General features: G+C 70.1%; 24 protein-coding genes. 17 read left to right on the forward strand and 7 right to left on the reverse strand.

Translation table 11 applies throughout. The features are described from left to right. Nucleotides 1-42: 42 nt before the first annotated feature. Nucleotides 43-930, forward strand: a complete 888-nt coding sequence (locus tag VZL07_RS12060) for an OmpA family protein (RefSeq protein WP_426755651.1) — start codon at nt 43-45, stop codon at nt 928-930. 35 nt (nt 931-965) lie between these two features. On the opposite strand, the gene VZL07_RS12065 is transcribed toward VZL07_RS12060, so the two are convergent. Next, entirely contained in the window at nt 966-1,490 is a 525-nt protein-coding gene (locus VZL07_RS12065; protein WP_426755652.1) for a hypothetical protein, read from the reverse strand. A 243-nt stretch (nt 1,491-1,733) separates the two neighbouring features. Here VZL07_RS12065 and VZL07_RS12070 point away from each other — a divergent pair, with 243 nt between their 5' ends. Beyond that, nucleotides 1,734-4,727: a hypothetical protein gene (locus VZL07_RS12070; RefSeq protein WP_426755653.1), complete on the forward strand. Its 2,994-nt coding sequence runs from the start codon at nt 1,734-1,736 to the stop codon at nt 4,725-4,727. Nucleotides 4,728-4,753: 26 nt separating this feature from the next. Then, the gene (locus VZL07_RS12075; protein ID WP_426755654.1) at nt 4,754-5,947 is read left to right on the forward strand and encodes an OmpP1/FadL family transporter; all 1,194 of its coding nucleotides are present in this window, start codon (nt 4,754-4,756) and stop codon (nt 5,945-5,947) included. 91 nt (nt 5,948-6,038) lie between these two features. On the opposite strand, the gene VZL07_RS12080 is transcribed toward VZL07_RS12075, so the two are convergent. Further along, on the reverse strand, nt 6,039-7,079 hold the full coding sequence (locus tag VZL07_RS12080; protein ID WP_426755655.1) for an aldo/keto reductase: 1,041 nt from the start codon (nt 7,077-7,079) through the stop codon (nt 6,039-6,041). A 136-nt stretch (nt 7,080-7,215) separates the two neighbouring features. Here VZL07_RS12080 and VZL07_RS12085 point away from each other — a divergent pair, with 136 nt between their 5' ends. From VZL07_RS12085 to VZL07_RS12115, 7 genes are all read left to right on the forward strand, one after another. Continuing rightward, nucleotides 7,216-8,583 carry a WD40/YVTN/BNR-like repeat-containing protein gene (locus VZL07_RS12085; protein ID WP_426755656.1) on the forward strand — a complete coding sequence of 456 codons (1,368 nt, stop codon included), beginning with the start codon at nt 7,216-7,218 and terminating at the stop codon, nt 8,581-8,583. Between the two features lie 7 nt (nt 8,584-8,590). Further along, nucleotides 8,591-9,238 carry a hypothetical protein gene (locus VZL07_RS12090; protein WP_426755657.1) on the forward strand — a complete coding sequence of 216 codons (648 nt, stop codon included), beginning with the start codon at nt 8,591-8,593 and terminating at the stop codon, nt 9,236-9,238. Further along, complete coding sequence (locus VZL07_RS12095; protein ID WP_426755658.1) at nt 9,235-10,482, forward strand: YncE family protein; 1,248 nt, start codon at nt 9,235-9,237, stop codon at nt 10,480-10,482. The genes VZL07_RS12090 and VZL07_RS12095 overlap by 4 nt, the downstream gene beginning before the upstream one ends. Further along, entirely contained in the window at nt 10,479-11,198 is a 720-nt protein-coding gene (locus VZL07_RS12100) for a c-type cytochrome (protein ID WP_426755659.1), read from the forward strand. Before VZL07_RS12095 ends, VZL07_RS12100 begins: the two co-directional genes overlap by 4 nt. Before the next feature lie 180 nt (nt 11,199-11,378). Further along, the gene (locus tag VZL07_RS12105; RefSeq protein ID WP_426755660.1) at nt 11,379-12,578 is read left to right on the forward strand and encodes a DUF1444 family protein; all 1,200 of its coding nucleotides are present in this window, start codon (nt 11,379-11,381) and stop codon (nt 12,576-12,578) included. Between the two features lie 17 nt (nt 12,579-12,595). Continuing rightward, complete coding sequence (locus VZL07_RS12110) at nt 12,596-13,090, forward strand: endonuclease V (RefSeq protein ID WP_426755661.1); 495 nt, start codon at nt 12,596-12,598, stop codon at nt 13,088-13,090. A gap of 101 nt (nt 13,091-13,191) precedes the next feature. Further along, nucleotides 13,192-14,067, forward strand: coding sequence for a hypothetical protein (locus VZL07_RS12115; protein ID WP_426755662.1), 876 nt, complete (start codon nt 13,192-13,194; stop codon nt 14,065-14,067). A 28-nt stretch (nt 14,068-14,095) separates the two neighbouring features. On the opposite strand, the gene VZL07_RS12120 is transcribed toward VZL07_RS12115, so the two are convergent. Continuing rightward, nucleotides 14,096-14,338, reverse strand: a complete 243-nt coding sequence (locus VZL07_RS12120) for a hypothetical protein (RefSeq protein WP_426755663.1) — start codon at nt 14,336-14,338, stop codon at nt 14,096-14,098. A 576-nt stretch (nt 14,339-14,914) separates the two neighbouring features. On the opposite strand from VZL07_RS12120, the gene VZL07_RS12125 reads away from it, so the two are divergent. The 3 genes from VZL07_RS12125 (at nt 14,915) to VZL07_RS12135 (ending at nt 17,226) form a co-directional block, all read left to right on the forward strand. Further along, the gene (locus VZL07_RS12125) at nt 14,915-15,610 is read left to right on the forward strand and encodes a hypothetical protein (protein ID WP_426755664.1); all 696 of its coding nucleotides are present in this window, start codon (nt 14,915-14,917) and stop codon (nt 15,608-15,610) included. After that, nucleotides 15,607-16,434, forward strand: coding sequence for a hypothetical protein (locus VZL07_RS12130; RefSeq protein ID WP_426755665.1), 828 nt, complete (start codon nt 15,607-15,609; stop codon nt 16,432-16,434). The genes VZL07_RS12125 and VZL07_RS12130 overlap by 4 nt, the downstream gene beginning before the upstream one ends. Before the next feature lie 390 nt (nt 16,435-16,824). Next, on the forward strand, nt 16,825-17,226 hold the full coding sequence (locus VZL07_RS12135) for a DUF2203 domain-containing protein (RefSeq protein WP_426755666.1): 402 nt from the start codon (nt 16,825-16,827) through the stop codon (nt 17,224-17,226). On the opposite strand, the gene VZL07_RS12140 is transcribed toward VZL07_RS12135, so the two are convergent. Beyond that, nucleotides 17,223-17,834, reverse strand: coding sequence for a hypothetical protein (locus tag VZL07_RS12140; protein WP_426755667.1), 612 nt, complete (start codon nt 17,832-17,834; stop codon nt 17,223-17,225). The genes VZL07_RS12135 and VZL07_RS12140 overlap by 4 nt on opposite strands. 235 nt (nt 17,835-18,069) lie before the next feature. On the opposite strand from VZL07_RS12140, the gene VZL07_RS12145 reads away from it, so the two are divergent. Both VZL07_RS12145 and VZL07_RS12150 read left to right on the forward strand, forming a co-directional pair. Further along, a complete protein-coding gene (locus VZL07_RS12145; RefSeq protein WP_426755668.1) occupies nt 18,070-18,999 on the forward strand; it encodes an NmrA/HSCARG family protein in 930 nt (309 codons plus the stop codon). 11 nt (nt 19,000-19,010) lie between these two features. After that, the gene (locus tag VZL07_RS12150; protein WP_426755669.1) at nt 19,011-19,703 is read left to right on the forward strand and encodes a hypothetical protein; all 693 of its coding nucleotides are present in this window, start codon (nt 19,011-19,013) and stop codon (nt 19,701-19,703) included. A gap of 16 nt (nt 19,704-19,719) precedes the next feature. Here the strand turns inward: VZL07_RS12150 and VZL07_RS12155 are convergent, their stop codons facing one another. The 3 genes from VZL07_RS12155 to VZL07_RS12165 all read right to left on the reverse strand — a co-directional run bounded on the left by VZL07_RS12155 (nt 19,720) and on the right by VZL07_RS12165 (nt 22,597). Then, nucleotides 19,720-20,013: a YgaP family membrane protein gene (locus VZL07_RS12155; protein ID WP_426755670.1), complete on the reverse strand. Its 294-nt coding sequence runs from the start codon at nt 20,011-20,013 to the stop codon at nt 19,720-19,722. Between the two features lie 236 nt (nt 20,014-20,249). Continuing rightward, nucleotides 20,250-21,638, reverse strand: a complete 1,389-nt coding sequence (locus VZL07_RS12160; RefSeq protein ID WP_426755671.1) for an MFS transporter — start codon at nt 21,636-21,638, stop codon at nt 20,250-20,252. Next, nucleotides 21,635-22,597 carry an ornithine cyclodeaminase family protein gene (locus VZL07_RS12165; protein ID WP_426755672.1) on the reverse strand — a complete coding sequence of 321 codons (963 nt, stop codon included), beginning with the start codon at nt 22,595-22,597 and terminating at the stop codon, nt 21,635-21,637. The genes VZL07_RS12160 and VZL07_RS12165 overlap by 4 nt, the downstream gene beginning before the upstream one ends. A gap of 230 nt (nt 22,598-22,827) precedes the next feature. On the opposite strand from VZL07_RS12165, the gene VZL07_RS12170 reads away from it, so the two are divergent. Beyond that, nucleotides 22,828-24,870 carry an ATP-binding protein gene (locus VZL07_RS12170; protein ID WP_426755673.1) on the forward strand — a complete coding sequence of 681 codons (2,043 nt, stop codon included), beginning with the start codon at nt 22,828-22,830 and terminating at the stop codon, nt 24,868-24,870. 96 nt (nt 24,871-24,966) lie between these two features. Then, nucleotides 24,967-25,623 (forward strand): peptide-methionine (S)-S-oxide reductase MsrA, encoded by a 657-nt coding sequence (gene msrA / locus VZL07_RS12175; protein WP_426755674.1) that lies wholly within the window; start codon nt 24,967-24,969, stop codon nt 25,621-25,623. The last annotated feature ends 232 nt before the right edge of the window (nt 25,624-25,855 follow it).

The raw sequence follows: 25,855 nt of genomic DNA on the forward strand, positions 1-25,855 counted from the left end.
TGACGCCCCTTCCCCCTGCAGTCCCCTCTCGGAGGTCGCGACATGACGGAGTCCACGCACCACGGCAACGCTCAGCACGGACGGCCCTGGGTGCCCTGGCTGGTGACGGCGCTGGTGGTGCTGATGTCGGGCGGCGTGCTGTTCCTCGCGCACCGTGGCACGAGCCAGGCCGAGGCCCTGGCGGAGCAGTCCCGCCAGGCGGCCGTGGACGCGGCCACGCGCGCGCGGGACGCGGAGTCCGCGCGGCTGATGCTGGAGCAGAAGCTGGCGGCGCTGGAGGCCGAGCGCGCGCAGCTCGCCACGGAGAAGGACCAGCTCAGCACGGAGAAGGCGCAGCTCAGCCAGACGGTGCAGGAGCAGGAGGCGGAGCTGGCCAAGCTGAAGGCCACCTACGAGGACCTGGAGGACAAGATGAAGGCGGAGATTGCCGAGGGCGCCATCCGCCTGTCCCAGGCCGAGGGCCGCATCCAGGTGGACCTGGTGGACAAGGTGCTCTTCGACTCCGGCGACGCGAGCATCAGCGCGCGCGGCCAGGAGGTGCTGACGCGGCTGGGCAGCGTGCTGTCGAAGGTGGAGGACAAGTCCATCCAGGTGTCGGGCCACACGGATGACTCGCCGCCGACGCCGAAGCTGCAGGCCACCTTCCCCTCCAACTGGGAGCTGTCGGTGGCGCGCGCGGTGAACGTGGTGCGCTTCCTCCAGGAGACTGGCGGCGTGCCCGCGCGGCGCCTGGTGGCGGCGGGCTACGGCCAGATGCGGCCGGTGGCCAGCAACGCCACCCCGCTGGGCCGCGCGCGCAACCGGCGCATCGAGGTGCTGCTCATGCCGGACCTGCCCTCCAAGCGCACGCCGGCGGCGGCGGTGCAGCGCGCGCTCGCGGGCACCGCCACGCCCAAGGGCCAGGCGAAGCCCGCGCGCGGCACGAAGTAGCCTGACGCGCCCACCGCGCGTGGGCGCGCCGCGGGCTACTGCTTCTTCACCGACTCCAGCAGCTTGCGGAAGGACTTCTCCGAAGCGGCCACCGTCTTCTCCGGGCCCGTCAGCTTGAAGAAGACGGCGCCCTGGGCGCCCTCGACGATGGCGCCCAGCAGCCGGTAGCCCGGCTTGGGCGTGGAGGGGCCCATCATCGGCCCGCCGCCCGTGTACGTGCCCTTCACGTCCACCATCGTCAGCGGCATGCCGTTGACCTTCTCCGTCTTCGTCTTCGCCTCCTTCGTGATGGGCTTGCCGTCCGCCGTCTGGAACTGGCCCACCCAGCGCTTCACGTTCGCGTCCACGGCGCCGCCCTGCCCCTGGCCGAAGTAGAAGACGGCCAGCTCGGCGCCCTCCGTGTCGCCCTTCGCCGCGGGAATCTTGTACGTCGCCGCGCGCATCGGCCGGGGCCCCTGCACCGCCCACTCCGTCGGCGCCGTCCACGTCAGGCCCCCCGCGTCCTCCGCCTGCGCCACCATCGCCACTGCAGCCACCAGCACACCCAAGAGTCGGTTCATGGTCCGGAACGTAACCGACCCGGGCCCGCTGCGCAGCGTGTCAAAGACAGACCGTCACAGCTGAACACACCGGGCCGCCGCTGCGCGGCGTGTCAAAGACAGACGGTCGCCCAACCCCGCACGCAAAGGCCTGACTGACACAACGCGTCAAGTCCCTTGGCTTCCTGCCAACCCATGGACGTGGTAGGCCACGTACGTTTCCAGTCCAGCCATCCCAACCCGGACTTGGAGGGGGTTGTACCCATGAGAAAGGTGTTGTTCCTCGGGGCATTCGCCCTGGGCGCTTCGGCATGTGCTCCCGACATCGCCCAGGACCCACCGCGGAGCCCTGAAGACTCGGTCGTCGCGGAGTTCGACCCCACCGGGTCTCCGCCCGTCGTCCCGTCACCCAACGACCTGGCCATCGTCAACGGCGTGGTCAACGCGCCCATCAACCCCCAGGCCTCGGCGGCGGAGCAGGAGTTCACGCGCGACTACGTGAACACGCTCAACGGCTTCCCCACGACTGTCACGGTGACGACGCGCATCCGGGACCTGAACCCGGACACGGTCAACGAGAACACCGTCAAGCTCATCGACGCGTATGCGGGGACGCCGCTGGCGAAGCCGGCGACGCCCAGCGCCATCCGGTACAACGAAGAGACCGACCTCATCACCATCCTCCCGCCGCAGCCCGCCGGCTGGCCCAAGGGCGGCCGCTACGCGGTGGCCATCCTCGGTGGTGAGAACGGCGTGAAGACGACGGCCGGCAAGCCGGTCATCCCGTCCGCCACGTGGGCCTTCGCCAGCTCCACCGAGCCCCTGGTCACCTGCGACGACCTGACGGCGCCCGACTGCCAGACGGCCACCGAGCTCATCCCCTCCACGGAGACGGACCCCGCTGCGCGCCTGGCGGACCAGACGAGGAGCGCCCTCCAGCTGGAGCAGCTGCGCCGCGGCTACGCGCCCCTCCTGAACCTGGTGGCCGAGCAGTTCAGCGTGAAGCGCGAGGACATCGTCCTCCTGTGGACCTTCACCATCATGGACCACCCGGAGGCCACCTTCGACCCGGCCGGCAGCGTCATCCCCTTCCCCAACGACCTGCTGCGCGTGCCGGCCACCGAGACGACCCCGGCCCACCTGAACCTGCCGGTTCCTCCCGGAGAGGGCCCCGCCCAGAGCCTCATCGCGGGCCTCAACACGCTGGACGGCTGGTCCACCACCGCGCCCATCGTGTCGGAGAACAGCCCCACCCGCGGTCCCATCGACCAGGGCTCCAAGCTGCACGACGCCACCATCCGCCTGAAGGTGGGCTTCGACCCGGACCCGGAGGGCACGCCGGCTGACCAGAAGACCAACCTGCGCTTCATCAAGCTCACCAACCGGGACTCGGGCACCGAGCCGCGGGTGAAGATGTGCTTCAACTGCGAGCCCGTGGTCGAGGGCGTGACGCCCGTGGAGGGCACGCCGCAGCAGCTGCAGATCGTCCCCGAGGTGCCGCTGGACGAGGGCACCCAGTACGCCGTGGTCATGCTGCGCGGCATGAAGGACGAGGACGGCCGCACCGTGGCGCCCAACGCCATCCAGGCGCTGATGCGCATGGCCAACCCGCTGGTGGACGCCAATGGCAAGAGCCAGGTGGCCGCCGTGACGGACGAGCAGGCCGCCCAGCTGGAGCCGGCCCGCCAGGGCCTGAAGCCGCTGTTCGACGCCCTGGAGGCCGGCGGCATCCCGCGCAAGGACATCAGCCTCGCCTGGGCCTTCACCACGCAGAGCACGCGCTCCATCCTCGAGCGGCTGAACGAGGCGCCCACGGCGGTGCCGGCCGACCCCGTCTACCTGGTGGACCAGACGGACGCCATCAAGGGCACGATGGAGGCCCTGACGCTCGACACCGGCGCGGTGGGCCATGTCTTCATCGGCGCCTACCACACGCCCTACCTCCTGGATGACGTGCAGGGCACGCTCAACCGCGCCCAGCCGCGCATCGACCGCGTTCCCTTCATGCTCTTCACGCCGGCCGGGGCCGCGCCCGCCGAGGGCTACCCGGTGGTCGTCTTCGGCCACGGGCTGACGGGCAACCGCACCAACGTCATGACGGTGGCCAACAACTTCAACGCGGCGGGCTATGCCGTGGCGGCCATCGACACCGTCTTCCACGGTGAGCGCGCCAGCTGCGCGGGCGTCAGCGAGGCGTCCCCCATCTTCGTCGACGAGGACCGCAACGGCACCCCCGAGTTCTACGCCACCACGCCGGACGCGGCCTGCGAGACCGGCTCCACCTGCGACGTGACGCCGGGCAGCGCCACCTACGGCCGCTGCGTGTCCAACACCCGTCCGGCCTGCAACGTGTCCCCCACGGCGCCCGTCCACGGCGACCTGTTCTGCTCGAGCCAGGGCCTGGGCCGCTGCCTGGCGGCGCCGGGCAGCGCCGAGGGCGTGTGCGAGGGCGGCGACTTCGCCCGCCCGGGTCCCAACCAGGCGCCGTACGCTTCCGCCTCCGGCTTCCTGAACCTGGTCAACCTGTTCGCCACGCGCGACAACTTCCGCCACCACGTGGTGGACTTCGCGCAGTTCGTGCGCGCGCTCGACGCCGACAGCCTCAATGGCCGCCTGAACGCCATGGGCGCGGGCACCCTCAACACCAGCCAGTTCCACTACGTGGGCCAGAGCCTGGGCGGCATCCAGGGCGCGCTGTCCGCGTCCGTGTCCCCCGTGGTGAGCCGCACCGCGCTCAACACCCCGGGCGGTGACCTGGTGGACATCCTGCTGACGGCCACGGACCCGACGTTCGTGCGCTACCGCACGGGCTTCTTCCAGACGCTGGCGGGCATCGGCCGCGCGCCGGGCACGCCGGAGTTCTACGAGTTCATCACCCTGGCGCGCACCATCCTGGACCCGGCCTCGCCCCGCAACTACGGCCGCTACCTGGAGAACGCGCCGTCGGCTCCCGCCAACCGCGAGGCCTTCATCCAGTACATCTCCGGGGACATGGTCATCCCCAACGCGGTGACCCAGGGGCTCATCGACGCGGCCAACCACCCGCTGGTCAACGCCTCCACGCCGCGCACCGTGCAGTCGTACATGGTGCCCGACGACACCCCGCTCCCCCTGGACGTGCGTCACGCCTTCTTCGGCATCGTGGACCCGTCGCTGGACCCGAACTCCACGACCAGCCGCGTCCTCAAGGCCGTGCGTGACGAGGCCCAGAACCAGGTCATCCAGTTCCTGAACACGGGCACCGCGCCCTCCCCGTAATGGCCACCCGAGAGAGAACGAACACCATGAAGAAGACACTCTCCCTCATCACGATGCTCGCCGCCGGGGCCTCCCAGGCCGCGGGCTTCCAGGTGAACACGCAGAGCGCCCGCTCCACGGGCATGGCCAACGCGGCGGCGGCGTGGCTGGACGACTCGTCCGCCATCTACTCCAACGCGGCCAACATCCTGGGCGTGAAGAAGCTGGACATCACCGCCGGCGGCACCGGCATCCTGCCCAGCCTGCAGTTCACGCCGACGGACGGCACGGTCCAGGGACAGAAGACGACGCTGTCTCCGCCGCCGCACGTGTTCGCCGTGTACAAGCCCACGGACTCGCTGGCGGTCGGTGTGGGCTTCTACACGCCGTTCGGCGCGAGCAGCCGCTGGGAAGACGGCTTCGTGGGCCGCTTCCGCGCCCAGGAGTCCGCGCTGTCCATCTACAACATCAACCCCACGGTGGCGTACCAGGTCCACGAGCGCTTCCGCCTGGGCGCGGGCGTCAACATCACCCGCGGCACGCTGGAGCTGAAGCGCGCGCTGGGCTTCGTCACCAGCGAGGGCCAGGTGCACCTGGGCGGCGCGGGCTGGGGCTTCGGCTTCAACGCCGGCGCCCAGGCCGTGGTGGTGCCCAAGCTGGTGACGGTGGGCGTGCAGTACCGCAGCGCCATCAGCATGACGTTCAAGGGCGACGCGGACTTCCAGAACGTGCCGCCGGCCTTCCAGGGGCGCCTGCCGGACACCCGCGTGGAGGGTGACGTCAAGCTGCCGCAGTCGGTGGTGGCAGGAATCGCCGTCACGCCGCTGGAGCGCCTGACGCTGGCGTTCGACGCCAACTGGGTGGGCTGGTCCAGCTTCCCGGAGCTCGCCATCGAGTTCCCGGACAACCCGGCCATCAACAACCCGCTGCCCAAGAACTGGCGCTCGACGTGGAACTTCCACCTCGGCGGTGAGTACGGCATCACGGACGCGCTGCAGGTGCGCGCGGGCGTGCTGTGGGACCCGGCGCCCAGCCCGGATGACACGCTGACGCCGGACCTGCCGGACGCGGACCGCCTGGGCCTGTCGGCGGGCGTGGGCTACAGCTTCGGCGCGCTGCGCGTCGACGCCGCCTACCAGTTCGTCAACCTGTTCGACAAGGACAGCACCGCGCCGGGCATGCCGGGCACGTACAACGGCACGGCCCAGGTGTTTGGCCTGACGCTCGGCTACTCCATGTAGTCTTCCGGCACGTCCGGACCTCACCGCGCCCGGGTCTCCCCACGGAGGCCCGGGCGTCGTGTTTCCAGCGGTCCGCGCCCGGGCCGCGCGCTCAGTCCACCTTCGTGGGGAACGGATTGCGCTCCGCGAAGCCGCGCTGGTGCCAGTACGGATAGGTCGGCGTCACGGCGCTGGCCGCGTCGAGCCGCGCCACCTGCTCGGCGGAGAGGTTCCACCCCACCGCGCCCAGGTTCTGCCGCAGCTGCTCCTCGTTGCGCGCGCCGATGATGATGGTGGACACGGACGGACGCTGGAGCAGCCAGTTGATGGCAATCTGCGGGAGCGTCTTCCCCGTCTCCTCGGCGACGACGTCGAGCGCGTCCACCACGCGGAAGAGGTACTCCTCGGAGAGGGGCGGCGCGCCCTGGGCGTTGAACGAGGCCTCCATGCGGGAGCCCTCGGGGCGCGGCTGCCCACGGCGGAACTTCCCCGTCAGCCGGGCCCAGCCCAGCGGGCTCCACACCACGGTGCCCACCTTCTGGTCCAGCGCCAGCGGCATCAGCTCCCACTCGTACTCGCGGCTCACGAGCGAGTAGTAGGCCTGGTGCGCCACGTGCCGCGCGAGGCCGTACTTCTCCGAGGTGGCGAGCGACTTCATCAGGTGCCAGCCCGAGAAGTTGGACGCGCCGATGTAGCGAATCTTGCCGGCGCGCACGAGGTCGTCGAGCGCCCGCAGCGCCTCCTCGACTGGCGTGAGCGCATCGAAGCTGTGGAGCTGGTACAGGTCGATGTAGTCCGTGCCCAGCCGCTTCAGGCTGGCCTCCACCGCGCGGATGAGGTGGAAGCGCGAGGAGCCCACGTCGTTCGGCCCATCCCCCGAGCGGAAGCTGCCCTTCGTGGAGATGATGACCTTGTCCCGGCGACCGGCAACGGCCTTGCCGAGAATCTCCTCCGCCAGGCCCTTCGAGTAGCCGTCCGCGCTGTCGAACATGTTCAGCCCGGCGTCCAGGCAGATGTCCACCAGTCGCGTGGCCTCCTCGACCCCGCTGCTGCCCCACGCCTTGAAGAAGTCCCCCCGGCCACCGAACGTCCCCGTGCCGAGCGTCAATACCGGGACCCTGAAGCCAGAGCCGCCAAGCTGTCTGTATTCCATTCCCATAGCGGGGCCTCCTGGTAACGAGGACGGCCAGGCTGCTCAATCGGAATGCGGGCCCGGGCCGCGAATTCCGCCGCTATGCTCGGACAGCGCGAACGTTAAGGGGGGGCCGGACGTTCCCGGGGTCCTTTGGATGAAGTCACGCAACGCGGTTGCTTGGCGCGCCGTCGCGTCTCTCCTGGCCGGGCTGGCCGGGCGGATGGCGCATGCCCATGCGGGTCTGCCGGAAACCTCCAACATCGCCATCCGCCGGGGCCACCCCCAGGACTTCTTCGTCGGGACGACGTTCGGCGCGGTCATCTCCCGCGACAGCGGCCAGACGTGGCGCTGGGTGTGCCCGGATGCCATGGGGTATGGCGGCTGGCGCCCCGAGGCCTACCTGTGGCGGGAGACGGGCGACATCCTCGCCGCCACCGGCAGCGCCCTCCTGCATTCGCCGGACGAGGGCTGCAGCTGGCGCACGCACCCCTTCTTCAAGTCGACCTGGGTGACGGGGCTGGCGGCCCACCCCACCGATGACCGCGTCTTCTATGCCGTCACCGGCCGGCCTGGCATCGCCAACGGTGTGTACCGCTCCGAAGATGGTGGCGAGACGTGGGCCGCCACGCCGCTCTTGCGCGAGGGGCTGGAGCTGAACGCGGTGCGCGTGTCGCCCGTGGACCCGCGGCGCCTCTACGCGTCCGGCGTCGCGAACAGCCAGCTGGTGCTGCTGCGCAGCGACGACGCGGGCCTCACCTGGCAGGAGTTCCCTCACGCGCTGCCAGAGCTGCTGCGCCCCTATGCGCTGACGGTGGTGGCCGTGGACCCCGCCGCGGTGGACGTCGTGTGGACGCGCGTGTCCGCCCAGGGCTACACCCACCTGCTGCGCAGCGAGGACGGCGGCCGCACGCTGACGCAGGTGTCCGTGCTGGACGACACCTTCATCAACATGGACCTGTCCGCCGACGGCGCCACCGCCTGGGTGGGCACCCTCAACTACTTCTTCCGGGGCCCGAGCACCGGCCCGCTGGAGAAGCGGCCCCTGCCCACCGGCAACGCGTGCGTGCTGCGCGACGGCGAGACGCTCTACGGCTGTGGCTCCACCTGGCTGCACGACTGGGCCCTGGCGCGCAGCACGGACCAGGGCAGCACCTGGCAGCACATCTTCGGCCTGTACGAAATCCAGGGCACCCAGCTGTGTCCCCGCGGCACGCCCGTGAGGGACCTGTGCCCGGCCCGCTGGCCGCAGCTGGCGGAGCAGCTCGGCGCGCCGCTCTATCCGGATGGCGGCGTGGAGGAACCGCCGCCGCCTCCAGACGCGGGGGCGCCCGACGCGGGGACGCCCGATGCGGGGACGGCGGACGCGGGCACCCCGGACGCGGGCGGCCCCCCCGAAGAGCCGCCCCCCGCGCCGAAGGCCAGCGGCTGCGGCGCCACCGCCGGCACCTCCGTTCCCCTGTTGTTGTTGCTGCTGTCCTCCCTCCTTCCATGGCGCCGTGGAGCGCGGCGCCCGCACCAATAGGCCCCTCATGACCCTCGAGACACGAAGGTGGCTGTGGACATCCTGCGCGGCCCTGCTGCTCGCGCTGGGCACCGCATGCGACGGTGGAGACGACGCCCCACCCGATGACGCGTGCGGCGAGCCCCTGTACGCCGGCGAAGCCACCGACGAGGCGTGGCGCACCTTCGTCGATGCGAAGAGCCGGCCCGATGACAGCTCCCAGGCGGTGACGCTGGTGTCGCCCGCGCCGGGCCAGACGTACTCCGCGGCCGACGCGCCGCCCACGTGGCGCTGGACGTCGCCGCTGGCCTCCCGGCTTCCATCGCGAGAGCCCGTGACGCCCGCGGACGTGCCGCCCTCGCGAACGCCGGCTCGCGGCATGCTGGCGTGGCTGGGCAACCTCCTCCTGCCCTCCGCGGAGGCGCACCTGCCGCCCGTCACGGGCGACTTCTACTGGGTGCAGGTGACGGTGCCCGGGCGCCAGTGCCCGGTGGAGCTGCTGACGTCGAACATGGAGTGGCAGCTCGACGCGGCGACCTGGGACGTGCTCCGCGCCGCCGCGGACCAGGACCTCCGCGTCCAGGTGACCAGCGCGTACCTGGTGCAGAACCGGCTGCGCGAAGGCCCGTACCGGCTGGCGTCGCCCCACACCATCCGCGTGGAGGTCGCACGATGAGCCGCGCCTCCTGGTGGATGCCCGCGCTGGCCTTGGTGCTGGCCGGCTGTGACGAGGAGTCGGCGCGCGTGGTGGGCGTGGCGCCTCCGGACGGGCTGGACTACGCGCATGAAGAGCCCTGGGCGGAGCCCGCCACCGTCCCGCCGCCAGGGCCCGGCGGGCGCATCGTCATCACCAACAGCCTGGACGACACGTTGAGCCTGGTGGAGCTGGACACCGTGGGCACGCCCGGCTTCCGGGAGCTGGCGCGCGTGCCCGTGGGGCTCAACCCGGTGGAGCTCGAGGGGCCGCACCACTCCGCCGTGTCCCCCGCCGGGGACTTCTACTACGTGGGCATCTCCAACTACGTGCCGGGCGGCGGCTCCGGGCCTCATGGCGCTCACGGCACGGGCGCGGATGACGGCTACTGCCTGAAGCTGGACGCGCGCGACAACCGGATTGTCGGCTCGGTGCGCGTGAATCCCAACCCGGGCGACGTCATCATCAGCGCGGATGGCAACACGCTGTACCAGACGCACTTCGACACGCTGAAGATTGCCGAGATGGCGCGTCAGGGCCGCCCCGAGTCCGACATGAACGCGAACCTGGCCATCCTCGACGCGCGGACCATGACTCGCAAGGCCATGGTGGAGGTGTGTCCCGCGCCCCACGCGGTGCGCCTGTCCGCGGACGAGCGCACGGCCTATGTCGCCTGCTGGTCGGACGAGGTGGCCATCGTCGACCTCGCGGTGGAGGGCACCCCCGTGACGCGGGTGAAGGTCGCGGCGGGCGCGGGCAGCGCGGTGGCGCCCCGGCACCAGCCCTATGCGCTCACCCCGTCCCCCTCCACGGGCGAGGTGTGGGTCAGCTCCATGGCCAGCCGGCAGCTCCAGGTGCTGAATCCCCAGACGCGCCAGATGATGCCCGAGCGCGCGGTGGCCCTGCGCGGGCCCCCGATGTTCGGCGCCTTCACCGCGGATGGACGCACGCTGTACATGCCGTACCAGCTGGTGGACGCGGTGGCCGTCATCGACCCGGAGACGGGCACCGTGCTGCGCGAGGTGCCCCTGGCCGAAGCCGGTTGTCTCAACGTGCACCAGCTCATGCTCACGCCCGACGAGCGCATCGGCCTGGTCGTCTGCGAGGGCGACCACGTGGGGCCCGGCACGTTGCACGCCGTGGACCTGGCGGAAGGCAGGGTGGTGGGCACGGTGGAAGTGGGCATCTTCCCGGACTCGGTGAACATCCTGTGGGGGCAGCGATGAGGCGCGTAGCAGGGAGTGTGGTGATGCTCGCGGTGGCGCTGGCCGGCTGCGATGGCGGCGGGAGCGACCGCGTCTCCGCCGCGGAGTACGGCGAGGTGCTGTTCAACGACTCGCGGCTGTCGGACAGCACCTTCAACAGCTTCTCGTGCGCGACGTGCCATTCCACGACGCCCACGCCTCCGGCGGGGCGGATGGACTCCGGCTACACGCTGTATGACGCCGCCTTCCGGGAGAGCTGGTGGGGCGGCTACGAGACGCGCCTGCTGGACGCGGTGAACTTCTGCTACGTCAACTTCATGCGGGGCGTGGCGCCGCTGCCCAAGGACTCGCCGCAGAGCCGGGCGCTGTACGAGTACCTGGTGAGCATCAGCCCGAGCCCGTCCGCGCCGGCACGGCCCTTCACGGTGGTGAAGGACATCGTCGAGGTGCCACGCGGGGACGTGGCGCGCGGGCAGCAGGTGTACGTCGAGGCCTGCCAGAGCTGCCACGGCGCACCTCACACCGGCGCGGGCCGGCTGACCGAGCTGGCGTCCATTCTTCCGGAGGTGACGAACGACTACGACACGCTGTTCCCCGGCGTGCCCAAGTCCCTGGTCGTCATCGAGAAGGTGCGCCACGGCCAGTTCTTCGGCGTCGGCGGCAACATGCCGCTCTACAGTCTGGAGACGCTGTCCGACGAGGACCTGGGCGCGCTGCTCGCGTTCATGGGTTTGTGACGGAGGCCGGCGCGTTCCGGTGGAGCCCACGGTCCGCCGGACGTATACCTCGCCGCGGACACACACGTGGGAGCGCGAATGGGGTTCTGGGGCAGGCTTTTCGGGAGGAAGACGTCAACGGCCGCAGCGGCTCCTCCCGGTCCCTCCGACGCATGGCGGGTGGAGCCGCGCGAGGCGCTCATGCGTCAGGTGGAGGCCCTGCTGCGCGCGGACCCCACCGTGGAGAAGGTGGTGCGACGCACGGGTGACTACGGCCTCGACATCTCCCGCGCGGGAAGCAACTGCACCTTGTACCTGGACAACCTCTTCGCGGACACGCGCGAGCTGCCCCCCGAGCAGCGTGTCCAGCTCATCCAGCGCTACCTGCGCGCGCTGTGGCAGGAGCCGCCGGATTCACTTCCCTGGGAGCAGGCCCGCGAGCTGCTGCTGCCCGTGCTGCGCGCCTCCACCTTCAGCATGTCGCTGCATCCGCAGCCCGAGCCCGACCGGGAGCTGGTGGGACGGCGGACGCTGCCCTTCCTGCGCGAGCTGCTGGTGATGGACCTGACGGAGTCCGCCATGTTCGTCCAGCGCCGACACCTGGAGAAGTGGGGCGTCACGGAGGACGAAGCCTTCGATGCGGCCCACGCGAACCTGGCCCGGCTTCCCGACGAAGGCGTGGAGCTCTACGACGAGGAGCACGGCCCGCTGTGGTCCGTGGAGACGCGCGACACCTACGAGACGTCCCGGCTGCTCCGGCCCGGCTTCCTCGCCTCATTCGCGGGGCGCGTGGAAGGCCGGCCCATCGCCATCCTCCCGGAGCGCTCCATGCTGCTCATCGGCGGAGACGCACGGCCGGAGATGGTGGCACGCCTGACGGAGAGCGCCGAGCGGGAGTACGCGGCCGCGTCCCGGTGCCTGACGCCTGCCATGTACACGGTGGACGACGCGGGGCGGGTGGTGCCGTACCGGCATCCCGGCCAGGACGCGCTGGCGAACCGGGTGCGGCTGGCCCACGTGCGGCTGGCCCTGGAGGAGTACAGCGCCCAGAAGGAGTCGCTGGACGCGCGCCATCAGGCGCAGGACGTGGACATCTTCGTCGCGAGCTACAGCGCGACGGCGCGCAAGCGGGACGAGCTGCCCATCTCCTGGTGTGTCTGGCCTCCCGACACGGATGCCCTGCTGCCCGAGACCGACCTGGTCGCGGTGCATCCCTCGAAGGACTCGGAGGAGTTCTTCATGGTGCCCTGGGCGGAGGTGCAGCGCATCGCCGGTGGGTGCTTCACGCCCGTGCCGGAGCTGTGGCCGCCGCGGCATCGCACCACCGGACAGCCCTCGCCGGAGATGCTGGCGCAGCTGCGCGCCGCCAAGGTCTCCTTCGAGGACGTCACGCTGCCCTGACTGCCGAGGCCGAAACGATGCTCGCCTGCCTGGACGTGGACTACCGCCCCGACCTCACCGTGGCCGCGTGCGTGCTGTTCCGCGGCTGGGCGGACGCGACGGAGTCCTCGCATCTGGTGGAGCGCGGGCCTCCGGCCGAGCCCTATGAGCCGGGCCAGTTCTACCGCCGCGAGCTGCCACACCTGCTCCGGGTGCTCGCCCGGGTGGAGGTGCCGCTGGAGGCCATCATCGTGGATGGCTATGTGTGGCTCGGAGAGGAGCGGCCAGGACTGGGAGCGCACCTGTACGAAGCGCTCCACCGCAAGGTGCCCGTCATCGGCGTGGCGAAGACGGCCTATGTCACGACGGGGCCGTCGGTGCCCGTGCTGCGGGGGAAGAGCCTGCGGCCCCTGTTCGTGGGTGGCGCGGGCATCGACGCGGTCACGGCGGCGGAGCACATCCGGCGGATGCACGGGGCCTCGCGCACGCCCACATTGCTGAGGCGGGTGGACCAGCTCTGCCGCACGTCCTGAAGCGCGACGGCGCAGTTCCGGACAGCCCGCGCCGCTCCTTCGCCTGAGGGGCGACCATCCTCCTGGAATCCTTCCGCCGGGGGGCTTACCTTTGACGGTGGATGCCTTCACACCCGACATCCCAGCTGGGCTTGTTCGACACGCCCGCGCCCGAGCGCGCGGATGTGGACACAGGCCGGCGCGCGGACACTGCGCCGGAGCGCCGAATTCCTGCGCGTGAGGAGGCGCCCCCGCTGGGAACGGACCGGAGCGCGAGCACCGAGCCGAAGCGCCGGCTCCCTGCGCGTGAGGAAGCACTCCCGCTGGCGGCGGACCTGGCGCGGCGGCTGTCGTCGCTTCTCGGCGTACCGGTCCACCTGCGGCTCACGGACAACCGGGCCACGCTGATCAGCTTCCGCCGGGGGGAGGAGGGGTTGCGGCTGCGCATCCACCACCTCTTCCTGGGAGCGCCGGACTCGGTGGTGCAAGCCATGGCGGCCTATACGGGCCGGGCGGACGCACGCGCGAGCGAGGTGCTGGAGGCCTACGCGCACGAGCACAGCGGCAGGGTCCGCCGGGAGCGTCGGCCGGGGAAGCCGCTGCGCACGCGGGGCCGCTGCTTCGACCTCCAGGCCGTCTTCACCCGGCTCAACGCGAGCTGCTTCGACAACCGGGTACAGGTGGACGTCGGCTGGGCGCGCAAGCCCGCGGGCACGCGGCGGCGCAGCATCCACGTGGGGGGCTACGACGCGCGGCGGAAGGAAATCAGAATCCACCCCGCCTTTGACCGGCCGCACGTGCCCGCCTTCGTGGTGGACTACCTCGTCTTCCACGCCATGTTGCACGCGGACCTCGCGGGCCCGGATGAAGCGAGCAGCGAAGACCGCTGCGCGCCCGAGCACACGCCACAGTTTCGCGAGCGCGAGGCCTTGTTTCCCCTGCGTGACGCGGCCCAGCGCTGGTTGAGTGACAACCACAAGTCCCTGCTGCGTGGCTGACAGGGCGTAGCGCCCTGCCCAGATGCCGCTACTTCTGGACGGAGAGGATGAGCCACCTGTCCGTATCCACTGCGTAGACGATGGGAACGTCCGCGAGAGGCGGCCCGTCCAGACCTTGGCAGGCATCGGGCCGGGGTGAAAAGCTGACGAAGACCACGCCATCCGCGCCGGGGACAGCCGTCACGTCATAGGACTGGCGCTGAGAGGCACAAACCTCCGTAGGAGCCGCGTCTCGCCGAGGCTTCGTCCCCAGCGGTAGGAAGTCCTCCATGGCATACGCGACCGCAGCGGCAAGCTCCCCAGGCAGGACGTGCTGCCCTTCAGTGGGCAGCACGACGGGGAACCGATACCGAGCAGCCTCCTCGAACGGCACCTTCGCTGGACGAGGAACTGGGCGGAATAGCGCACAACCAGGAAGCAGGAGTAGCCCGAGAAGTCCCGATTGCGTGTATCTCAAACCAATCCTGACTGCTTTCAACCTCTGTGATGCATCCTGCCGCCATTCCCTTTGGATTGGTGCCGCCAATCGAACTCCCCAGCACATCCACGTGGCTCAACCTGCCGATACGAACTTCAATAGCTCACTACGTAAGGAGGCCGAACAAGTTCTTGCCCGACCGCTGCACTGAGAGTAGGCCGATGATGTGACTAGGCGTTCGAAAGCGCGATTGTTGGGCATCAAGCCGGACATGGGCGCAAGCCTTTCAAGATTGTTTTCCCATCCAACCTGCGCAAGGGACAGGCCCTCTGCAATATTCGAATCCGCGTCGGGGAACTTCTCGTGACGACATCCGGGGCAGGCGGGACGAGGGGCCTCTTCGAGGGCCACATTGAACGAGTCTCTTCTGTGTCCGATCATGGACCGGTAGACGTGGACCACTCCAGTGAGGCCGTATTCGCCATTGACGGAGACGGCCGCAGGTGGGTCCGCAAGAAGATGCTCTTCACCGGTTGGCAGCCAATCCTCGCAGAAAGCCTCGGATGGCTCATCTCTCGGGAAATTGGCGTGAGGGCCCCGGTAGGAGCAGTTTGTGGCTCAGGAGATGAGCTCTCGTGGCTAAGCGCCTACGTTCCCCATGCGCTTCACTGGCAGCGCAACTACGTTCACTTCGTCCGGAACATCGACGAGTTCGGAGCAATGTTGACGCTCGATGCACTGCTCTACAACGCCGACCGCCACGCCAAGAACATCCTGCTTGTCCCCGAGCAAGGTGAGGAGGAACTGATCGCCTGGTCGATCGACGTTGGGAATGCGTTGGTAGGACATCCCCAGGACTTCATGGAACTCGGACTCAGGGTCCCCGAAAAGCCCAACAGTGCCAGGGGGTTACCAATAGACCTGATGCGGGTCGGGGCCTTCGCTGCGGCGCAGCAGGCAAGCAAACTGGCTGGAACTCCCCGGTTGGAACGTTACGTCGCCGAGGCCTGTGCGATTGTCGGTGAGGGGACTGCTCCCTTACTGTTAGAAGCGATTTCCCGCCGGATGGAACGAGCCGGCGACCTTGTTGAGGAGTACCTCAAGATCCTTGAAGGCTTCCCATGACCGCCCGGTTCCGTCTCGTCCAGTATATGCCGGACCCCTTTGCCGGTACGAAGGTTACTGTCGGCGCACTCGTCGAGGCGCATGGCCGGGTGGAACTCGTACGCGCCCCGGCGCTGCCTGGTCCCAACTGCGTGGGTAGCCGCTCAGCCTGGGTGACCATGCAATTGGTCCTCGACTCCCTGGCGGGTTGTAGCGAACTCGATGTCCGGTCCGGAGAGGTAAGCTCCTTGGCGGGCCTCACTGTGCCCCATGCCATCCCTGACGGGGTCGACGATCCAGTCGCATGGGTCGAGTCCTTTATTCTCCCACAGAAGGGGCCGAAGGAGCAGGACTCCAAGGACACGGCCCATCGACAGAAGCGGGAGACGATGGGGTTCCGCTTTTTCGAGCAGTGGCACGTGGCGCAGTTCGTTCGTAGGAAGTTCGGTGCAGAAGACGTCCCTGTACGCTCGTGCAATGACGAACTGCCGCAGGTAAAACACCCTATTACGCACTACGTGTCGGGTGCTTCCGAGCTGCTGCTGATGGAACCCATTGTCGGGACACGTGCGAAGCTGACCGATGATCTGAAGGGGCTCAGTGAATCGTTCTTGGCGTATCGCTCGCTTTTTGAGATGGCGAACACGTCCCAGAAACCGACCTTCATCGTCTACGTCTTAACCGGGGGCTACCAGGGGGCACTGACGACGGCCCACGAGGTACTCAAAGGGGCTGCTCACCAAGTCATCAACGTGGATGACCCCTCCCAGCGAGTACCTTTCCTCCAGCGCATCATGGCTGTTGGAAGGACCGGTGGAGGCCAAGGAGCGCTTGGCCTCCATTGACGGCGACCCCTCGAGAGTTCCCCAGTGCGGAACATCGAGCATGGAATCACCGGAGTCACCAGTTTGATGCGGCGTGCTGGCAACTGCCGGAACAATGCTCTCATCGAGAACTCCCTCAACAGTCAGCAGGTAGTCGGAGGGCATCCGCATTGGCTGCATTGACACGCGAGAGGAGGCGCAATGGGTGCTACCCGAGTGCCTTGCCCGATACGCTGCCCTCCTCACCCAGCGACTTCAGCCCCAACAAGCATGAGCGAACGGCCGAGGCGGCAGCACAGTCAACCAGCTCGCCAACGCGTGAATTGACAACCGCGCATCCCTGCTGCGTGGCTGACGCACGCGCGCCGGGACAGTAGCGGCCATGGCCCTGACCGATGCATGCTCGGGGGGATGCGCTACTTCAGCGTGGAAGAGGCCAACCGGCTGGTGCCGCTGCTGACGCGTACCTTCGAGCGGGTGCGTCCCTGGGTGGAGCGCGCCCATCAGCTCGCGGACGCGCTGAGCGCCGCGCCCAACCCGAGAGACCCGGCCCTCGCCTCCATGCGCGAAGAGCGTGACGCCCTCCTCGAGCGCATCCGCGGCGAGCTCCTCCAGCTCCAGGAGATGGGCCTCGAAATCAAGGGCGCGGACGGCCTCGTGGACTTCCGCGCCCACCGCGGCGGTGAACAGGTCTACCTCTGCTGGCGCTTCGGAGACCCCGCCGTCTCCCACTGGCACGCCCTGCTCGACGGCTTCTCGGGCCGGCGTCCCATTGAAAGTCCCGACGACTTCGCGCCCACCTACCTCAGCTAGCCCGCGCCCTCGCTGAAGCGCTTCTGCAGCAACGCCATCTTGTTGCGCGCCGACAGCAACTGCTGGCGCAGCGAGTCCGCTTGCCGCGCGACGTCGTGGAACGCCTGCTCCTCCGCCGCCCGCGTCAACGCCTGCGCCTCGTCCGCCACCTGGGTCATCCGCGCCTGGAGCGCCTGGAAGTCCCCGGCCAGCGCGGCATTCTGCTCGGGGGTCTGCGCCTCCTGGCGTCGCTGCGCGAACTGCTGCATCTGCACGTTCAGCTCACCCGCGCTCTGCCCCATGGCGCCGTAGCGCACCAGCAGCTCCTTGAAGACCTCCGTGCGCTGCTGGAGCTCCTGCGCCCGCAGGTGTACGGCCTCGGCCTGCGCCTGCTGCCGGTCCCGCATCTTCGAGATGACGCCCACCAGCGCCGTCACGTGGAGCCGGAGCTGCTCATCCAGGTCCGCCAGGCCCTTGAGCATCGCCGAGGCACGCTCCAGGTGCTTCTCGGACTGCAACGGCGCCTGCTGAAGCTGCTCGGCCAGGGACTCGAAACGCCCGAGCTCCGCGTCGAGTGCCCGGGCAGCCATCACCAGCTCGGAGTCCTGCGGCTTGTCACGCTTGCTCATCGTGCGCAAGACCATGGCATTTCCCGCGGAAAGGCGCCGCACCCAAGCGAGCCCCCGCACGGCGAGCGTCACCGGAACGACGCGGCCGCCGGGGCAAGCCCCCGCGCCTCCTGGCAGCCTGCTGGCCCGGCTGCCCGGCAACCCCTGCCCGTCAGGCCCGATGCACCTTGGCTGTGCTCGCCAGCGGCGCCCGCCATCCCCAACTTCCGGACATCAGACGTCACGAGGTGCACACATGCCCATGGGTTTCTCTCGCTCCGTGCTCGTTACCGGTGCCACTGGCCAGCAAGGTGGCGCCGTCGCACGGAAGCTCTTGCAGCGCGGCCACCGCGTCATCGCCTTCGTCCACCGCGCCGACTCCCCGGCTGCCCGGGAGCTCACATCGCTCGGCGCCGAGCTGGCCGTGGGGGACTATGACGACCTGGACTCCATCGCCCATGCCGCCCAGGACCTGGACGCCATGTTCGCCGTGGCCACGCCCTTCGGCCCGGGCGGCGTGCAGGCGGAGGTTCGCCACGGAAAGAACCTCGCGGACGCGGCCCGGCTGGCGCGCGTGCGCCACTACGTCTACTCGTCGGTGGCGGGTGCGGACCGCCTGACAGGCATCCCCCACTTCGACAGCAAGCACCGCGTCGAGACGCACGTGAAGAGCAGCGACCTGCCCTACACCATCCTGGGTCCCACCTTCTTCATGGAGAACTTCACCAGCGGCATGTTCGAGGAGGGCCTGAAGGCGGGCGTGCTCGCCCTGGGACTGGCCCCCACGCGGGGCTTGCAGATGGTGGCCCTGGAGGACTTCGCCGCCTTCTCCGTGCGCGTCATGGAGGAACCGGAGCGCTTCGAGCAGCAGCGCATCGAGGTGGCCTCCGACGAGGTGACGGGCCAACAAGCCGCCGGCCTGCTGTCCATGGTGAGCGGCCACCGCATCCACTACGAGCAGCTGCCCCCGGAATACCTCCGTGAGCGCAGCGAGGACCTGGCCGCGATGTATGAGTGGCTGGATCGCCGGGGCTACCAGGCGGACATCCTCACGCTGCGGCACAAGTTCCCGGAGGTCCGCTGGCACACCTTCGAGGACTGGGCGCGCGAACAGGACTGGAGCGCCCTGACGTCCCCCGCCTGGCCCCATGCCGCCGCGGAGCCCGTGTCCCCCGCCACCCACTGAGGAGCGTGCCCATGCGAGCCCCCATGCCCACGGCAGCGGCACTGCTCTTCCTGACCGGCTGCGCGGCGGAGACGCAGCTGCGTCCCTCGCCGGGGGCCCAGGTCCTCCAGGGCGAGGAGAACGCCGCCAAGGCGGCAACGGACGGCATCGTCCTGGTCGCCGATGGCACGGCCTGGAAGGGCACGCCGCGCAACCTCGAGCGCAGCCTCACGCCCGTCTTCGTCCAGGTGGAGAACCGCGGCTCGCGTCCGCTGCGCATCGAGTACAGCGCCTTCTCGCTCGTCGGCACGCAGTCGCGCTTCCGCTACGCGGCGCTGCCGCCCCTGTCGCTGAGCGACGCGCTCACCTCCGTCCAGCGGGGCACGGGCGGCTCGGGGCTCGCGCTGGGCTTCTCGTCGGGCTGGGGCTACGGCCGCTACCGGCCGTTTGGCGGCTACGGCATTGGCTCGTACCTGGGCCCGTACTACCCGGACCCGTATTACTACGGCTACCAGTGCCAGGAGCCCCTGCCCACGCAGGACATGCTGCAGAAGGCCCTGCCCGAGGGCACGCTCGAGCCCGGGGGCAGCATGGCCGGCTTCCTCTACTTCCAGGGCGTGGGCGAGCGGGAGGGCCAGGTCGTGCTCCAGGCCCGGCTCGTGGATGCCGAGAGCGGCGAGCAACTGGGCACGCTCGACATCCCCTTCCAGGTCCGCAAGGGCTGAGCCCCACCGCGCCGCTTCAGTGCAGCGTGTGAGAGACTTCCCGCGTGGACGAGCGTGGGAAGCCCTCCAGCAGCGAGGCCTCGTCCGACACGCCCAGCTCGCGCCGCAAGTCCGGGCCGTGCATCGGCAAGCCGAAGAGCGCGGCCTCGGGCACCCAGTCCAGGGCCGCGGCCACCAGGGGCCCCAGGCCCAGGAGCGCCACCGCCGCGCCCCGGGACGTCCCCGACGCCAGTCCCCCCACCACCATCCCAGCGCCCGTCACGATGCGGAGCCACCGCCCCGGCCGCGACGCCAAGAAACCGACAACCATGTGCACCTCCCCACGGGCGAAGATGGACACGTCCCGGCGGGCGGCCACCCGGGCCACAGCCCCTCACGGGCGGGACGCCGGGCAATCAGCCGGGCACCACCCCCAAGCCTTGAGCAAGGCCTCGTCCGAGCGCCTGCTCGCCGTGCGTCTCGCACGGGCTCCGCGGGCGCGGTGTCTCGATTGTCCGCTGCCAGCCCGGAAATCCCGGGCAGTGCCCCACCCGAAGCCCTGACGCCTCAGGCGCCGCGGCCCGCGCCGGGCGCATCCTCCCGGGCAGGCACGGACACCGGCGCGTCGTCGCCGCGCCAGCCCGCCCGGGCCTCCGCCTCGCGGGCCGCGCGCCGCCCGGCCTCCACGTCCACCCGCGACAGCACCGCCGCGCCCGAGACGAAGAAGAAGAGCAGCGACAACACCGCCTGCCGGCTGGAGCCCGTCAGCTCCACCGTGGCCGCGAACACCAGCGGGCCCGCCACCGCGGTGACCTTCTCGAAGACGCTGAAGAGGCCGAAGAACTCCGCCGCCCGGTCGCGCGGCACCATCTGCGCGAAGAGCGAGCGGCTCAACGCCTGGCTTCCGCCCTGCACCATGCCCACCAGCAGGGCCAGCGCGAAGAAGTGCCAGGCCGAGCGCATGAAGTAGCCCAGGAACGTCACGCCCACGTACACGGCCAGGGAGAACATCAGCGCGTTCTTCACCCCCACCCACCCCGCGGCCCGGCCGAACAGCACCGCGCAGGGCACGCCCACCACCTGCGTCAGCAGCAGGGTGCCAATCAGCGCGCCCCGGCCGATGCCCAACTCCGTGCCATACAGCGTGGACAGCCGGATGATGGTGCCGATGCCGTCGCTGTAGAGCAGATAGGCCACCAGCAGCAGCAGGGCCTCGCGGTGCTGGCGCAGTCCGCCCAGCGTCTGCGCCAGCTGCGTGAAGATGCCGCGCAGGGACAGCGGCGGGCGGGCGGTCGCCACGTCCGGCTTCGGCTCGGGGATGCGCCGGAACAGGGGCACCGAGAAGGCCGCCCACCACACCGCCACGGAGGCGAAGGCCACGCGAGAGGCAGCCCCCGCGTCCGGCAACCCGAACCACTGGGGCTGGAGCAGCAGCACCAGCTGCGCCGCCAGCAGCAGCCCTCCGCCCAGGTAGCCCAGTGCGTAGCCGGCGGTGGACACCCGGTCCAGCTCGTCATCCCGGGCGATGTGCCGCAGGAGCGCGTCGGAGAAGACGATGCTGCCCGTCACGCCCACGTTGCCCAGACCGAAGAGCAGCAGGCCCCAGCGCCAGTCTCCGGGGCCCACCGTGGCCAGCCCCAGCGTGGACACCACGCCCAGGCCCGCGAAGGTGCCCAGCATGAGCTTGATGCGCCCGGCCCGGTCGCTCAGCGCGCCCAGCACCGGAGACAGCACCGCCACGACGCTCAGCGCCACCGCGGTGGCGGTGGCGAAGCGGCTGGTGGCCACCTCGCGCGGCAGCCCCTGCGCCACCACGGAGGCGTAGTAGAGCGGGAACACCACCGTGACGACGGTGGTGATGAAGGCCGAGTTCGCCCAGTCATACAGCGCCCACGCGCGCAGCTCGGGCCGCGTCAGGCCGATGCGTGACAGGAGCCCCAGCGCCAGGCGCCTCATGCGTCGAAGTCCACGCCGCCCACGGCGTCATCCCCCTGGGCGGCCTGGTAGACGTGCCAGGCCGCCGCCAGGTCCTGGAACGGCAGCCCCACCGCCGCGAACACGGTGATGTCGTCGGGCGACGTGCGCCCGGGCCGCATGCCGGCAATCACCTCGCCCAGCTCCGCGTGGATGGCGTCCTCGCCCAGCTCCACCGCGCCCGCGGCGCCGGAGGAGAGTGACAGCCCCCGGTGGTCGACGACGAAGCGCGACTGGCGCAGCAGCTCCGGGGACAGCTCGGCCTTGCCCGGCTCGTCCGCGCCCAGCGCGATGACGTGCGTGCCGGGCCGCAGCATGCCCGCGTGCAGGAAGGGGTGGCGGCTCCACGTCGCCGTCACGACGATGTCCGCGTCGGCCACCGCCTCCTGGACGGACTCGGCCATCCGCACCGGCAGGTTCAGCTCCTGGTACATGCGCGTGGCGAAGGCGAGCGAGCGCTCCGGCGCCGTGTCGAACACCCGCACGTGCGACAGCGAGCGCACCAGCCGCAGCGACTTGAGCTGCATCACCGCCTGCCGGCCCGCGCCGATGAGCGCCACCCGGCTCGCGTCCGGCCGCGCCAGGACGTCCGCGGACAGCGCCCCCACCACGCCCGTGCGCACCGCCGTCAGGTGGCCCGAGTCCATCACCGCCAGCACCGCCCCGGTGGCCACGTCGTGCAGGTGCACCACGCCCCGGATGGCCGGCGACTGTCCGGGGAACTTCGCGTGCACCTTCACCGAGTAGGCGGGGACCGAGGGCAGGCTGCCAGGGAAGAGCACCAGCGCGGTGCCCTCGGCGTGCAGGGGCGCCCGGGCGCGCTGCGGCGCCACGGTGCGCGCCAGGGCGTCGGTGCGGAAGGCCTCGCGCATGTCCTCCAGCAAGAGGAGGGCCTGCAGGTTGCGGGAGACGTCGGAGCGGGTCAGCAGGAGCGTGCGCATCTTCCTGACACCCTAACCGAGCAGGTGCGGGCTCACAGCCCCCATGACACGGCCAGGAGGCCAAGCGCCCGAAGTTGGACGTCCGGGCAGACGGTGTAGCGCCATCCCATCTCGTGTGGCGCCCACCTGCCGTGCACTCGGACCGGAGGGACGAAGCACGCAGGCGCCATCGTCCCCAGAATGGGAGTGGGAGACGGCATGGGCGGACACGGGGCCTCGGGAGGCCGGTGATGCTGGAGACGGAGTCGCGCGCGGAGAACCAGGAAGCAGGAGCTCGGGCCCGGACGCTCAAGGTCGCGGAGTTCCTGCGCGCCCACCAGGTGGAGCTGCTCGACGACTGGCAGCGTGCCATGCGCGCACTCCATATGGGGAGCAACGCCCCGTCCTCGTGGCTGCTGGACCACATCCCCCAGGTGCTGGGCGTCCTCGCGGACCTCATCGAGCACGGCCCGGACCAGGTCCTCACCACGGTGCCGGACGAGCACGCGATATCCCGCCTGGACGAGGGCTTCGACCTGGGGCAGGTCGCGTCCGAGTACGCCCTGCTGCGCAAGTGCATCCTCCACAGACTCGACAGCGCCAGGACGCTCCCCGTGCCCGGCGAGCTGGAGCGGCTGGACGACGCGCTGGACCGGCTCGTCACCCGGACCATCACCGCCTTCTCCCAGGGGCGGCAGCGCATCCTCCAGGCCCTGGACCGGATGTCCCGGGCCGCGCTGGATGACCCCACCCTGGAGAATCTCCCCGCGCGCCTCCTCACCGTGCTGGTGGAGTCCGCGCTGTCGGTGGACTCGGCGGCGCTGCTGCTGGTGGAGGGAGACCGGCTGGTGGTCCGCGCCGCGGTGGGCCTGGGCGCGGAGGAAGCGCTCGGCCATACGATGGGACTGAGCGAGGGCTTCGTGGGCGAGGTGGCCATGCGGCGCCAGCCCACCGCGATGCGCTCGGCGTCCATGGACGCTCGCGTGGTCCTGCCAGCGCTGAAGCAGGAGGGGCTGCGCGCCGTCTATGGCGTCCCGCTGCTGGACGGGGAGCAGCTCCTGGGGGTGGCCTACATGAGCTCGCGCACCGCCTTCGCGTTCTCTGATTCGGACACCCTCCTCTTCCGAAGCATGGCGCAGCGGGCAACGGCCCACCTCGTCTACGCCCGGCTCCAGGCCCGCGAACGCCAGGCCCACACGGACGCCCAGCGCTCGCTGGCCCAACTGGATGCGCTGCTGGCCTCCATGCCCATGGGCATCGCCCTGCTGGACAGGGACTTGCGCTTCGTGCGCCTCAACCAGGCCATGGCGGACATCAACGGTCACTCCCGGGAAGCCCACCTGGGCCGCCTCTTCCAAGAGATGGCGCCCGCCACGGCCGTGGAGACCTTCGAGCCCATGTTCCGCCGGGTCATCGAGAAGGGCGATTCAGCGGAGCCGACCGAGTTCACCATCCCAGGAGACCCTCGCGCCTGGCAGGTCAGCTTCCACCCGGTGCGCACGCCCGACAACACGGTGCTGGGCTTGAGCTGCACGGTGGTGGACATCACCCACCACAAGCGGGCCGAGGCCGTGCTCCAGCGGGCCGTGGACTTCCGGGAGCAGCTCATGGCGGTGGTGGGACATGACCTGCGCAACCCGCTCAACGCCATCAATGCCTCGGCCTTCCAGCTCGCGAGGGCCGAGGACCTGGCGCCCGCCGAGCGCCGCGCGGTGGACCGCATCCGGAAGGCCACCGCCCGCATGGGGCGCATGATTACGGACATCCTCGACTTCGCGCGCACCCGCCTGGGCGGGGGGCTGCCCGTGGCCCCCCAGCCCATGGACCTCGCGGAGGTGTGCCAGGCGACGCTGGAGGAGCTCCAGGCCAGCGCCCCGGACCGGCCGCTGGTGTTCGAGGCGAGCGGCGACACGCGGGGAAACTGGGACCCGGACCGCGTCTCCCAGGTCCTGGGCAACCTGGTGGCCAACGCGCTCCAGCACGGCCAGGAGGCCATGCCCGTGCGCGTGACGGTGCGCGGCAAGACGCGCGAGGTGGTGCTGGAGGTCCACAACACCGGAGAGCCGATTGCCTCCGAGCTGCTTCCGCGGCTCTTCGACCCGTTCAAGAGCCCCTCCACGGGCAGCCCCCAGGACGCCGCGCGGAGGAAGCGCAGCCTGGGCCTGGGCCTCTACATCGTCAGCCAGATTGCCAGCGTGCATGGAGGCCGCGTGGAGGTCCGCTCCACCCGGGAAGAGGGGACCGCCTTCACGGTCCACTGGCCCCGGCAGCCCGAAGGTCGCGTGTCTCCATGAAGCCATGCGACGGGCGGGACGGCCCTCGGCGGGTCGGCCGGATGCCCGCCCCTTCTGGGGGTGAATCCAGCGCGGAGGGCCGCTATTGCTAAGGGCATGTTCTTCAATCCGACCAAGAAGCTGAGGTTGCCGACGCCGGAGGAGGCCCTGCCGGGCCGCTCGGACGAGATGCCCGTCCCCCCGAAGCACGAGGTCCTGGGGACGCCCATCAAGGGCCCCGTCCCGGAGGGCATGGAAGAGGTCATCTTCGGCCTCGGGTGTTTCTGGGGCGCGGAGCGGAAGTTCTACCAGACGCCCGGTGTGTACAGCACGGCGGTGGGGTACGCCGGTGGGCTGACACCCAATCCGACCTACCGCGAGGTGTGCAGCGGACTCACCGGGCACAACGAGGTCGTCCGCGTCGTCTTCGACCCGAAGAAGGTGTCCTTCGAGCAGCTCCTGCGCGTGTTCTGGGAGAGCCATGACCCGACGCAGGGCATGCGCCAGGGCAACGACGTGGGCACGCAGTACCGCTCCGGCATCTACTACACGAGCGAGGCCCAGAAGCGCGCCGCCGAGGCGAGCCGCGACGCGTACCAGAAGGCCCTCTCCGCCCGGGGCTTCGACGCCATCACCACCGAGGTGCTCCCGGCGCCCGCCTTCTATTACGCCGAGGACTACCACCAGCAGTACCTGGAGAAGAACCCGGGCGGCTACTGCGGTCTGGGCGGCACCGGCGTGAGCTGCCCCGTGGGCGTGGGCGTCAGCGCCTGAACCCGGACGCCGACGTGTGCGGGCGCGTGGGCAATGCCATGCGCCCGCCTTCCCGACGGGGTGCGCAATCCCAGACAAAGACAACGCAGCAAGCGCGTGTGTGACGTGGGCCTCCTGCCCTGGGGCGCACGCGCGACTTCCACGACTTGATGCGTTATCCGACCTTGGTTTGACTTTGTTGTGATGCCGAACGAATAGAATAGGCAGCAGAAAGGAAAGGACCGCTCGGACG

Origin of the sequence: Pseudomyxococcus flavus, from assembly GCF_050038885.1 — a bacterium.
Classification (GTDB): domain Bacteria; phylum Myxococcota; class Myxococcia; order Myxococcales; family Myxococcaceae; genus Myxococcus; species Myxococcus flavus.

What these genes read in the sequence shown, in the direction of transcription:
- VZL07_RS12065 (WP_426755652.1), bottom strand. Translation starts at nt 1,490, where the DNA reads ATGAACCGACTCTTGGGTGTGCTGGTGGCTGCAGTGGCGATGGTGGCG.
- VZL07_RS12105 (WP_426755660.1), top strand. Translation starts at nt 11,379, where the DNA reads ATGCGTCAGGTGGAGGCCCTGCTGCGCGCGGACCCCACCGTGGAGAAG.
- VZL07_RS12080 (WP_426755655.1), bottom strand. Translation starts at nt 7,079, where the DNA reads ATGGAATACAGACAGCTTGGCGGCTCTGGCTTCAGGGTCCCGGTATTG.
- VZL07_RS12115 (WP_426755662.1), top strand. Translation starts at nt 13,192, where the DNA reads ATGCCTTCACACCCGACATCCCAGCTGGGCTTGTTCGACACGCCCGCG.
- VZL07_RS12110 (WP_426755661.1), top strand. Translation starts at nt 12,596, where the DNA reads ATGCTCGCCTGCCTGGACGTGGACTACCGCCCCGACCTCACCGTGGCC.
- VZL07_RS12130 (WP_426755665.1), top strand. Translation starts at nt 15,607, where the DNA reads ATGACCGCCCGGTTCCGTCTCGTCCAGTATATGCCGGACCCCTTTGCC.
- VZL07_RS12090 (WP_426755657.1), top strand. Translation starts at nt 8,591, where the DNA reads ATGACCCTCGAGACACGAAGGTGGCTGTGGACATCCTGCGCGGCCCTG.
- VZL07_RS12170 (WP_426755673.1), top strand. Translation starts at nt 22,828, where the DNA reads ATGCTGGAGACGGAGTCGCGCGCGGAGAACCAGGAAGCAGGAGCTCGG.
- VZL07_RS12150 (WP_426755669.1), top strand. Translation starts at nt 19,011, where the DNA reads ATGCGAGCCCCCATGCCCACGGCAGCGGCACTGCTCTTCCTGACCGGC.
- VZL07_RS12145 (WP_426755668.1), top strand. Translation starts at nt 18,070, where the DNA reads ATGCCCATGGGTTTCTCTCGCTCCGTGCTCGTTACCGGTGCCACTGGC.
- VZL07_RS12060 (WP_426755651.1), top strand. Translation starts at nt 43, where the DNA reads ATGACGGAGTCCACGCACCACGGCAACGCTCAGCACGGACGGCCCTGG.
- VZL07_RS12100 (WP_426755659.1), top strand. Translation starts at nt 10,479, where the DNA reads ATGAGGCGCGTAGCAGGGAGTGTGGTGATGCTCGCGGTGGCGCTGGCC.
- VZL07_RS12155 (WP_426755670.1), bottom strand. Translation starts at nt 20,013, where the DNA reads ATGGTTGTCGGTTTCTTGGCGTCGCGGCCGGGGCGGTGGCTCCGCATC.
- msrA (WP_426755674.1), top strand. Translation starts at nt 24,967, where the DNA reads ATGTTCTTCAATCCGACCAAGAAGCTGAGGTTGCCGACGCCGGAGGAG.
- VZL07_RS12165 (WP_426755672.1), bottom strand. Translation starts at nt 22,597, where the DNA reads ATGCGCACGCTCCTGCTGACCCGCTCCGACGTCTCCCGCAACCTGCAG.
- VZL07_RS12075 (WP_426755654.1), top strand. Translation starts at nt 4,754, where the DNA reads ATGAAGAAGACACTCTCCCTCATCACGATGCTCGCCGCCGGGGCCTCC.
- VZL07_RS12070 (WP_426755653.1), top strand. Translation starts at nt 1,734, where the DNA reads ATGAGAAAGGTGTTGTTCCTCGGGGCATTCGCCCTGGGCGCTTCGGCA.
- VZL07_RS12085 (WP_426755656.1), top strand. Translation starts at nt 7,216, where the DNA reads ATGAAGTCACGCAACGCGGTTGCTTGGCGCGCCGTCGCGTCTCTCCTG.
- VZL07_RS12095 (WP_426755658.1), top strand. Translation starts at nt 9,235, where the DNA reads ATGAGCCGCGCCTCCTGGTGGATGCCCGCGCTGGCCTTGGTGCTGGCC.
- VZL07_RS12160 (WP_426755671.1), bottom strand. Translation starts at nt 21,638, where the DNA reads ATGAGGCGCCTGGCGCTGGGGCTCCTGTCACGCATCGGCCTGACGCGG.
- VZL07_RS12135 (WP_426755666.1), top strand. Translation starts at nt 16,825, where the DNA reads ATGCGCTACTTCAGCGTGGAAGAGGCCAACCGGCTGGTGCCGCTGCTG.
- VZL07_RS12120 (WP_426755663.1), bottom strand. Translation starts at nt 14,338, where the DNA reads ATGGAGGACTTCCTACCGCTGGGGACGAAGCCTCGGCGAGACGCGGCT.
- VZL07_RS12140 (WP_426755667.1), bottom strand. Translation starts at nt 17,834, where the DNA reads ATGAGCAAGCGTGACAAGCCGCAGGACTCCGAGCTGGTGATGGCTGCC.